Below are 10,515 nucleotides of genomic sequence, written 5' to 3' on the forward strand. Positions count from 1 at the left end.
TGAGTGATGGACACCTCGACCTGGCTCCCGATCAGGGGCCGGGACGAGTTTGCCTTGTCAGCCGCTGCTCCAGGTACTGCTCTGCGTCGGGCCGAGTGCAGCGCGGGGCACGACTCTGCTTCATGGCTGTCAACATGCTGACGGGTCGGGGTCGGTCTGCGGCCGGTAGATCTTCACCCCTCGAAGTCGAGGGCCCGGTCACGGTGCGTCGAATCCGCACGCCGGACATCGCCATCACCTGCACTGCCCCAGAGTCCACCCGGCCCGTACGCCGGACCGCGACAACGCCCCCACCCCCGCGGAGTGTGGAGTCGACATAGCAGCGACCGTCGGTTGAAGCGATGAAATGATGATTAAGTGGAGCGCATCCGATATTCCGGATCAGAGTGGTCGTACTGTCGTCATCACAGGAGCCAACACCGGTCTCGGGTTCGAGACCGCCGCGGCTCTCGCCGAGCGGGGCGCGCACGTCGTCCTCGCGGTGCGCAATGGCGACAAGGGCCGCCAGGCCGCCGACCGGATCGCCGCCAGGGCTCCGCGAGCGACCGTTACCGTACAGCGGCTCGACCTGGGCTCACTCGACTCGATCCGCATCGCGGCCGACGAGCTGCGCTCCCGCCACGACCGCATCGACCTGCTGATCAACAACGCTGGGGTGATGTGGACACCGAAGTCCACCACCGAGGACGGGTTCGAGCTTCAGCTCGGCATCAACCACCTCGGTCACTTCGCCCTCACCGGCCTCCTCCTCAGACACATCCTTCGCGCCCCGGGTGCGCGCATCGTCACCGTGAGCAGCGTGGCTCACCGGCTGGGCGCCTGCGTCAACTTCGACGACCTGCAATCGGAGCGTAGTTACAGTAGGACTGGCGCGTACGGGCAGTCCAAGCTCGCCAACCTACTCTTCGCCTACGGCCTCCAGCACCGCCTGTCTTGCAAGGGCACGACCCCGACCATCTCCCTGGCAGCACATCCCGGCGGTTCAGCCACCGGCCTGACGCGCAACACCCACCCGTTGGTGCGGGGCCTCCTCGGTAAAGTCGTCGCCCCTCTCGTCGGACAGGACATCTCCGACGGCGCCCTCCCGACTCTGCGGGCCGCAACCGACCCACACGCCCGCGGTGGCCAGTTCTACGGGCCGGACGGCATTACTGGACTGCGCGGCCACCCCAAGGCGATCAGGTCCAGCAAGATGTCCCACGACCGGGCCGTCCAACGCCGGCTCTGGGCTGTCTCCGAGGAACTGACCGGCGTCGTCTATCCCGTCTGAGCTCTCGCCCGCGCCCACCGGTTGGGGCTCCGCGGGCCAGCTCGACCGGCAGTATCTGCTCAACCGCTGAAAACCGGGCTGGTGGACTGCCTTACAAGGGGCCACCTTGACGAAGGAGTGCACCAAATTGGTTGACCCGCAGATCGTCTCAGCGCTGCAACGAGCCGTCGCCAACCTCGAAAGCCTGCAGAACTCAGACGGTTCCTGGGAAGGCGAGATGGACACGGGGACCTGGTTGCTGTGCCAGTACATCCTCGCCCGCAGGGTGGTTGGCCCATGGCCCATGGCTCCGGAAGAACGAGCACATGCCGTCAAGGGGCTGGTCAGCGCTGTCCTTCCCGACGGCTCCTGGCCCGCTCACAGAGAGGGCGACGGCGAGGTCTTCAGCACCGTACTGGCCTACGTCGCGCTGCGTCTGCTGGGGGAGCAGCCCCATGAGCCGCTGATCACGCTGACACGAGGATGGATCCAGGCCCGGCCCGCAGCCGCATTGGGCACACCAGCATGGGGCAAGTTCTGGCTTGCACTTCTCGGGCTGTACGAGTACGAGGGGCTGCCCCCGATCCCACCGGAGGTGTTCCTCAGTCCGCGCCTCATGCCATTGCATCCGGATCGTTTTTTCTGTATCACCCGCCAGATTACGGTTGTTATGTCCCGACTCTATGGGCAGAAGTTCCAGTTTTCTCTGGGTGATATAGCTGCTGACCTAAGAATCGAACTGTACGACCGCCCGTACGGAAGCATCGACTTCGCGGCGTTCCGAAGGCATTCGCCGGACGCCGTCGTCCCGCCTCCATCACTGTCCCGGTTGGCTGAGCGCTTGCTGGGGCTCTACGAGCGGCATCCTGTGCTTCGACTGCGGCGCAAAGCATTGGACTACACGCTCAGCAGGGTGCGGGAGGAAGTCGTCGCCTCGCAGGGTCATGGAGCGTCCCCCATGTCAGCCCTCCTGGACGCCGTAGCCCTCGCCGCGGCTGGTGACAAGGACACCGCGGCCGCGGTCCTCGATGCGCAGCGCGCATGGATGTGGCAGGACGAGTGCGGCCTTCGCCTCGCCGGAAACACGTCCGCGTCCTGGGACACGACCTTTGCCTTGCACGCTCTCAAGGAAGCTTCCGAGTCCGTCGAGGTGAGGTCCATCGAGCCGGGCCGGCGGTGGCTTCGCGCGGCACAGCTGCGCGCCGAGCTCGCCGCCGGCACCAACACCGCACGCGACTTCATCCGCGGTGGCTGGTGCTTTTCCGAAGGCACGCACCGCGTGCCCGTCTCGGACTGCACCGCCGAGGCGCTCAGCGCCCTGCTCCCGTATGCCCCCGAGCCTGAGTCCCAGGCCATCGCGTTCATCCTCGCCCGGCAGAATCGCGACGGCGGGTTCGGCGCATACGAACGGCGGCGCGGCCCTGACCTCTTGGAAAAGCTCAACCCATCTGATCTCCAGCTGGACTGTACCGTCGAGAAGTCCTACACCGAATGCACTGCCTCCTGCATCGTCGCTCTGACGCGGTACCGCACCTGCCGCCCGCAGCTTGCCGGGCCCGCCATCGATCGAGGTGTCAAACGCGCGCTCGGCTGGCTCCGCACCCAACAGCGAGCCGACGGCAGCTACGAGGGTTTTTGGGGCATCAACTTCACCTACGGCACTTTCTTTGCCCTGGAAGCCTTCGCTGAAGCCGGAACCCATCCTTCCGACCCGGCGATCTCCCGGGCGGCCCACTGGCTCATCACCCATCAGAAACCCGGCGGCGGGTGGGGCGAACACCACTCCAGCGTGCGCAAGAGAGAGTATGTCGAACACAACCAGAGCCAGTCAGCGATGACAGCGTGGGCCCTCCTTGCCCTGATGCGCGCCCTGCCAGCTGACCATCCCGCTATCACCCGAGGGATCCACTTCCTCATCCAGCTCAGCAAGGACGGTAAAGGGACAGGCTGGCCGCAGCAGTCCCCGAGCGGGGCTTGCTTCCGCACCGCGGTCTTGGACTACTCCCTCTACAAAGAGGTCTTTCCTGCCTGGGCCTTAGCACGGTATTGCCGTCAGACGAGGGAACGTTGCTATGAAGCCAACGCGCAAGAAATGTAAGAAAAAGCATCCTCCGCAATGGGGGGGCTTGAGTCGCTCTGTGACCCTGTCGGCTGAGGCAGCCGGACGCTTTGGACGACCAGTTGATCAGCCGGCTCACCCGAACCAGGCAGTCGTTCGACGACGGTGGTCACCGAGATCGGACCGGTCGCCATCGGAGTGCCCCCGCGACCGCGAGGGCTTCTTCGAGCCGCAGATTGTCAGGGAACGGCAGCGTCGGCTGACCGATGTCGAGGAGATAGTGCTGCCGCTGTCCGCCTGCGGCCTGACCCGCGGCGAGATGTACGCCCACCTGGCCGAGGTTTATGGCGCCGAGGTCTCCAAGACCACCGTCCTCGCGATCGCCGACCAGGTGATCGACGGCATGAATGGCATAACCGTCCGCACGACCCGATGCACCGGGTCTTGCCATCGACTGCGTGTACCTGAAACTGCGGGCAGGTCCTGACCGAGATCAAGACTCGTGGGACTGAAGACGTCTGCATGGTTGGATGCGACGGCCTAAAGGGCCTCCCGGAGGCCATCGAGGCGGTCTGGCCCCAGGCGATCACACAGACGTGTGCCGTCCACTTGATCGGGACGGTCCGTCACCACCGCATGTGGGCCAGGTGCGTTAGCTTTTCGGGCCCTTCCGGCCCAAACCCCGCGTGAGACGAGTGGGACCTGCCAGCCAGGGCGGTCTATGGGCTGTGTCTCTGCCTGTCGTGGGGATCCAGCAAGCCGTCGCGGCGGCGACCAGGGAGACAGTGGCGGCGATCCAGGCGGCACTGTGCATGCCATGGTTGAAGGCGTCCCGGATCGTGAGAGCACGCAAGGGGTGGGAGGGGGTGGTCCCCAGGAGCGGGTCGTGGAGGGGATCGCCCATGGACTGCGCTCCGGTATGAGTGTTCAGGGCGGTGATGAGGGCGGACCCGAGGGCCGCGATGCCCAGGGCGCCTCCGACCTCGCGCAGCAGGTCGTTGAGGGCGGCTGCGGTGCTGGCGCTCGCTGCGGGGATGGCGTTCATGACCGTCTCCGTGGCCGGGGCGGCGGCCAGGCCTGCCCCGAGCCCTGAGATCAGCTGGAAGCTCAGAACGTGTCCGTACCCGCTGGTGGGTGGCATCCGAGCCAGCACCCCGAACCCGGCCGCGACCAGCAGCATGCCACTCACCATGACCGACCTGGCGCCCCAGCGGGCCATGGCGGGCAGAGACAACGCGGCTCCGACGGCGGCGGCTCCAGCCAGCGGAAGGACCCTCAGTCCGGCCTGGGCCGGCGAATAGCCCAGCACGAGCTGCAAGTACAAGGTGACCACGAACAGGAAGCCGAACAAGGCGAAGAACATCCCAGCCAGCACCGTGGCCGCAGCTGTGAAGCGTCGATTGTGCAGCAGGCCGTGGGGTAACACGGGCGCCTGCGTGCGCCTTTGCTGGTAGCCAAGCCCAGTGAGGATGAGGGTAGCGGCGGCGATGCCGGCCAGAACCCATCGATCCGTCCAGCCGCGGGCAGGCCCTTCGATGATTGCCCACACAAGCGTGCTCAAGCCCGCCGTGGCGGCGGCCATCGCTATGGGATGAGCCGGGCCGGGGTGAGAGCTGCGGTATTCCGGAAGCCCCCACCACGCCCCGATCAGGGCGGCGGCGACAACGGGGAGACTGATCCAGAACCCAGCCCGCCAGGAGAAGTGCTCGATCAGCAGGCCGCCCACCAACGGCCCGGCCAAGCCGCCAAGACTGGCCACGCCCGTCCACACAGCGACGGCGCGGCGGCGTTCGAGCCCGGGAGGGAAGATCACGGTAAGCAGGGACAGCGTGGAGGGCATGAGGAGAGCAGCCCCAGCGCCCATCAGAAGACGGCCACAGATCACCTGCCCGCTGGTAGTTGCCAGTGCGCCGTAGAGCGAACCGCCGCCGCACACAGTCGGCCCGTACATGTAAGCGCGGCGCCGGCCGTAGCGGTCCCCCCATGTCCCTGCGGCCAGCACGCTGCCGGCCAGTACGAGGGTGTAGGCGTCAGCGATCCACTGCAGTTCCGTCAGACTCGGCCGCATTTCTGCTTGAAGGCTGGGCAGAGCCGTGTTCAGGACTGTCATGTCCAGCCCGACCAGGAAAACCCCCGTAGACAAGGTGGCTAGGGACACCCGCGGATACTTGGCCAGGGCCGATGTCACTGCCGCGCACCTCCCGCTGCGGGCCCAGGACGTGGCCGCGACGGCTCTGGTTCTGCCCGGCGCGGGGTGGGAGGTACTCCGGTGTCGGGTCCGGCGAGCCAGCACAGCCATGAGCCGAGCTCGAGCAGGGGGCCGCGGGCTGTCCGAGCGATGCGGTAGACCTGGCGGGCCAGTGAGCGGCGGTGCTCGTCCTGGGCGCTGAGAAGGTTCATCATGCGGTCGCGTTCGTTGGGGTGTTCGCGCCAGAGGGTGAACAGCGCCCGACGCATGGCGAGGGAGGCCGGGTCGACGTCTGTGAGGGCTCGGTGCGCGGCGGCACTCAGTCGTTCGGCTGGCCAGGAGTGCTGGCGGCGTTGTCGGGCGTACGCGGCGGGTTCGCCGTGGCGGCCCAGGCATTCCCCGTCGAGTATCGCCATGGTCATACCGAGCGCGGACAGCGGATGGGTGTGTCCCACTGCGTCGCCGACCAGCACGCGGTGTCCGTGGCCGTAGAAGGTGCGTCGGCGGAACCGGTTGGCGGCCCAGTTGATGCGCCTGGCTGCCAGCTCGGCGCGGCAGGCGCTTCGCAGTGGCTCAGGAAGTATGGGCAGGTACGCCTGCTGCAGGTGATGGTACACCTGGGGCGGAGGCGGGTGATCACGCGGTACGTCCAGGCACACCCGTATCGCGTTGGAGGCGACGCGATAGGCGAGTACCGGCCCTGGGGCTCCCAGGATGACGTGGGCGTATCCCTCGGTGGGCAGGGTTGCTTCGGGCAGTAGCAGCCCAGCTGTGTGGGACAGCACTGTGGAGGGTGCGTCGTCTGTGCGGAGCGCGCGGCGGACGACGGAGGCGCGGCCGTCGGCGCCTACGACCAGATTGGCGTGCAGCAGCCGCTGAGTGGTGCGTACGGTGCCGTCCTCAAACGTTTCCAGCACGCGGTCCGGCCCTTCGAGTATGACCTGGGGCCGGGTCGTAAGGACATTGCGGAGCGTCTGCGTGAGCACTGAGTGCAGCATGCTCACTGCAGTGCCGTGCGGGTAGGGGAGTTCGATCGGCGGGCTGCCGTCACCAGGGTGGACGATGAACCCGTGGTTGTGCAGGAACCCCGAGCCGTTCAGGGCTACTCCCAGTCGGCCAAGTGCTGTCACGCCGCCGGGATGGAGCCACTCACCGGCCAGCCCCCGTTTCTGCGGCCGCTGGGGGTCAAGGATCCGGACGGTTGCTCCGTTGGCCGCGAAGGCGAGTGCCGCGGCGCAGCCGCCCGGTCCCGCCCCCACGACTAAAACATCGTCGGTCCCAGACAGGCGATGCCCTGCTGCTGACGTGTAGTTGCGAGGGCTTTCTACCTTCATGGCCTTGTCCTGGCCGGGGCCTCGGGCAGTTTTCCGAGGGGCGTTGTATTGCCTTTGCGGCTGGCTGCATACGCATATGAGGACAGCGCCCAGAGGGGGAAGAGTCTTTGGTACGTGTCGTAGTTCATGGCCGTGCTTCGCAGGAAGGCGCCGGACATGTGGTCGTCCCGCCAGCCGCCGTCGGCCAGTTGGGCTCGTCGGAGGAAGCCGCTCGCCCTGTGGGCGGCGGGCGAAGTGGCGCGTCCGGCGTCGACGAGGGCAAGCAGCGCCCAGGAGGTCATGGCCGCCTGACTTGTCCCGGCGTGGATGTAGCGTCGTGCACGGCAGCCGTCGATGGTCTCCCCCCAGCCACCGTCGGCGCGCTGGTGGGCGAGCAGGAATTCACAGGCGCGGTCTATGGCGGCCTCGGCATGCGGATCCTGGGAGCCGGTCAGGCCCCGAACCCCGAACCAGGTGCCGTAGGTGAAACAGACCCCCCAGATGCCTTCCCACGATCCGTCGGGGCGCTGTTTGCGCAGGAGAAATTCTTCACCGCGCCGGATCGCGCTGTCGAGTGCGGGGCAGAGCCATTGGGGATGCCGTGCCTGGTATCGGCGCAGCGCTGTGAGGCAGGAAGCGGACTGTTCGACGTGTGAGTGGTCGATGATGAGTGTGTCGAAGGTGTCGGAGAAGTTGAGCTTCTCCAGCCACGTGGGTGCTCTGCAGGGTTCGAATACGGGCCAGCCGCCGTCCGGGTTTTGCAGAGACAGTAGACATTCGACTGCGTCGAGTCTGCGTTCCGCAGTGAACTCATCGGCCAGACCAAGGTCGTCCAGGATGAGGACAGCCATGAGGGCTTCGGCCGTGCCGTCACTGATCGTCCATCCCTGCTCGGCAGTCGAGAGCGTCCAGCCTCCGCGACCGGGGTGGCGGAAGTAGCGGTCGGCGTGGGGAATGTCGGCGAGTCGCTGGTTGCGGTCGAGGAACCGGGCCGCCGCCTGGAGCGCTCGCCGGGAGTTGGGGTGATGGGATTGCGCCAGGGCCTGGACAGCGAGGGCCGTGTTCCAGGAATCGCATGAGTCGAAGCACTGCACTTTGGTTCCGTCGGCAGCATCCCAGAGGTAGTCAGGGAGGCGGGCGATGTGTGCAGTGACTTCCTCGCCGCCGGGCCGGGCGAAATGCCAGACCAAGGTGTGGAAGACCTTGGGGATCGGACCGTGGCCCACGTAGTTGGAGCAGCGGTTTTCGTGGTCGATGTAGTCGAGCACGGTGTCCATCGCCCTGCCACGCAGCTTATCTGCCGGGCGGGCCTCGTAGATCGAGCAGGCGGCGAACACGGCTTTGAGGAGCCAGGACCGGGGCTGATAGGCATCCGTGGCGGCGATCTGGCCGCGGGCTTTGAACCAATTGATGTGGTCGTACGGGAGAGGATAGAGCTCGCTTCGCAGTTCCTGCAGCAGCGCGTCATCGTTTGTAACGGCTCGCCGTGCGTACAGCCAGCTCGCGGCCAGGAATACCTGACGCGTGAAGGCCCACATCCGGCTGGGATGAACGCGCAGTTTGGGGGGCAGAAGCCACAGCTCGGGAACGAACGGGTACAGCCCTTTCCAGTCGTAGACTCCCAGCACAGCCAGAAAGATCTTTGCCCATTGCGGAGCGGCCAGCGCCCCTCCGTGCGCGAGGAACCACGCGCGGCCTCGCTCCAGACACGAGTCGCTGGCGGATGCTCCGAGCAGGCGCAGCGCTGTGTAGGCCAGCACGGACGCCAAAACCTGGCTGTGCGATTCGGTGTCCATACCCCATCCACCGTCGGGGTTTTGATGGGTTCGGAAGTAGTACTCCATGCGGGCGCCCGTCTGCTCGTCGGGCATCACGCCGACGACGTAGCAGGTGATGACGTACAGGGAGAGGAACGGCGGGACGTTGCCGTAGTCCTCGTGCCAGGAGCCGGACGGCGACTGCGTCGCGGCCAGCCGCGCCACGGCAGCCTCGATGGCCTGATCGATCGTCCGGTCCGAGCCGGTCACCGGCAACGCTTCCGGCGTTTCGGGCGGGGGCAGCGGCCCAGGTAGCGGCTGGCGGAGCGCGGCGAACAGCGCGCTCAACGCGGCGGGACGGACCGCGCCGGCGCGCGTGGCCAACAGGGCAGCCTGGACCGCTCCACGGCTGATCTTGACCGGGACGGCACCGAACGCCTCACCGGTCTCCCACTGCTTTCGCAGGGTCAGCACCGCCAGCAGCAGGGGTGCCACGCAGAACCGGCGGATAGCAGTGTCGGCCACGGGCAATGCCTCGATATAGGCCACGGCCTCGGTGATCTCCCGCTGCGCCGCGGCGATCATGCGCCTCAGCGCGCCGCGGCTGCGGCCAGCCCGGGCAGGATCCCACAACTGCTCCGGGGCATCGATACCGCAGTCGGCGAGCACGCTGGTGGGCAGCCACCATCGGCCCCCAGCTGAGTCAGCGCGTACGTCCTTGATGATGTTGGTCATCTGCAAAGACCGACCGAACGCCGCAGCCCTGGGCTCCAATTCGGGAAGCACCGCGGCCACGCCCGCGGAATGCCAGGCGAACAGGCCGGTGAGCATCTGGCCGACAGTGCCCGCGACGATATCGCAGTAGTCGAGAACCTCGTCCAGGTCCTTCGGCGCCAACGGCCGGTCACGCAGCGACTCCCGACGCCGCAATGTGCCCGCCATGCCGGCCGTCATGTCCTGCACGCAGATGCGAACAAGCTCGCGCACGGGGCGGGGCCGACCGGCCAGATCGCCCAGCAGCAGCGGACTACCTGCGACCAACCGCTCCTGATCAGGTGATGCGCCCCCGGCAAGCAGGGCGATGGCCCGGTCGGTAAATGTTTCCGCCGACTTCCGCCAGTCCGGCGGCAGGGCTACCAGCGCACCGAACTCCTCGAGCAGGCCGGCTCGGGCATCCGCCTGGATATCAGCTTCGTCCTCGATGGTGTCGGCTACTCGACACAACAAATACGCCATTGCGACGATGCCGTCCAAGGGCTGCGGCAACAACGGGATGTTCAACGCAAAGGTCCGCGATGTCTTAGGCAACATATCCTGGATAAACGCCGAGGCGTCTTGTGGAGACCAGTCGCTTTTCCCGCTGATCCATCCAGGGGAAGCAGTAAGCCGTCGCGTGTATTTGGCGGTCATCCCAGCCCTCGGTGGGTTTAATTTCTAGGCGAGCTTGAAGCAAATGGCGAGATGGATCCTAGAATTTCCGGCCTCAGTGCACTCAGCCACCGGTCTGTCTGTAGGCTGAGGATTTCTGCGAACCCGTCAGGTGAACATTGCGCCACCTGATGGCGCCACATGGAAGCAGCGTGACCACGCTCGTGCGTGCACGCGTTGAATATCGTCCGGTCACTACAGATCCTTTTGACCGGGTGGTTGTCCTACCGGCCGACTTGGCGCAACTGCCGTGCGGGGGACAGACCAGGGTCGGTGTCTGTCAGCCGCTTGCGGCCCGCACCTGGAGCCCGGACCCGCGGGGTCGGTGAGGGGCAACCGGCCAACTCGGCCATGCCTCGCGCGATGGTTGCAGTGCTGGTGCCGGAGGCGGCGGCGACCCGGACGATCCCGCCGCGGCCGAGGGCTGTCGCCTCACTGGCCAGGTACAACCGACGGCGGCGCTCATCGAGGTGCGGCAGGATCTGATCGAACTTGGCCCGCAGAGCACGAGCGGCAACGCG

Annotated in this window: 5 protein-coding genes and 2 pseudogenes; 3 read left to right on the forward strand and 4 right to left on the reverse strand. The window is 66.6% G+C overall.

Annotated elements, in window-relative coordinates:
- Positions 1-346 precede the first annotated feature (346 nt).
- From ACZ7NC_RS43020 to ACZ7NC_RS43030, 3 genes and pseudogenes are all read left to right on the forward strand, one after another.
- Entirely contained in the window at positions 347-1,270 is a 924-nt protein-coding gene (locus ACZ7NC_RS43020; protein WP_471497386.1) for an SDR family NAD(P)-dependent oxidoreductase, read from the forward strand.
- A gap of 106 nt (positions 1,271-1,376) precedes the next feature.
- Positions 1,377-3,347, forward strand: a complete 1,971-nt coding sequence (locus ACZ7NC_RS43025; RefSeq protein ID WP_471497389.1) for a hypothetical protein — start codon at positions 1,377-1,379, stop codon at positions 3,345-3,347.
- A gap of 114 nt (positions 3,348-3,461) precedes the next feature.
- A pseudogene (locus ACZ7NC_RS43030) lies at positions 3,462-3,923 on the forward strand (transposase); the annotation flags it as partial.
- A gap of 37 nt (positions 3,924-3,960) precedes the next feature.
- Here the strand turns inward: ACZ7NC_RS43030 and ACZ7NC_RS43035 are convergent.
- The 4 genes and pseudogenes from ACZ7NC_RS43035 to ACZ7NC_RS43050 form a co-directional block, all read right to left on the reverse strand.
- Positions 3,961-5,496 carry an MFS transporter gene (locus ACZ7NC_RS43035; protein ID WP_471497391.1) on the reverse strand — a complete coding sequence of 512 codons (1,536 nt, stop codon included), beginning with the start codon at positions 5,494-5,496 and terminating at the stop codon, positions 3,961-3,963.
- A complete protein-coding gene (locus ACZ7NC_RS43040) occupies positions 5,493-6,755 on the reverse strand; it encodes an FAD-dependent monooxygenase (protein ID WP_471497393.1) in 1,263 nt (420 codons plus the stop codon). Before ACZ7NC_RS43040 ends, ACZ7NC_RS43035 begins: the two co-directional genes overlap by 4 nt.
- Before the next feature lie 71 nt (positions 6,756-6,826).
- Positions 6,827-9,976, reverse strand: a complete 3,150-nt coding sequence (locus ACZ7NC_RS43045) for a squalene/phytoene synthase family protein (protein ID WP_471497395.1) — start codon at positions 9,974-9,976, stop codon at positions 6,827-6,829.
- Positions 9,977-10,245: 269 nt separating this feature from the next.
- Positions 10,246-10,515, reverse strand: a pseudogene (locus ACZ7NC_RS43050) (ISAzo13 family transposase); the annotation flags it as partial.

This window comes from Streptomyces sp. NPDC111802, from assembly GCF_055634335.1.

Excerpts from the sequence above, each read along its gene's own strand:
- ACZ7NC_RS43045 (WP_471497395.1), bottom strand. The coding sequence starts at position 9,976 with ATGACCGCCAAATACACGCGACGGCTTACTGCTTCCCCTGGATGGATC.
- ACZ7NC_RS43020 (WP_471497386.1), top strand. The coding sequence starts at position 347 with ATGATGATTAAGTGGAGCGCATCCGATATTCCGGATCAGAGTGGTCGT.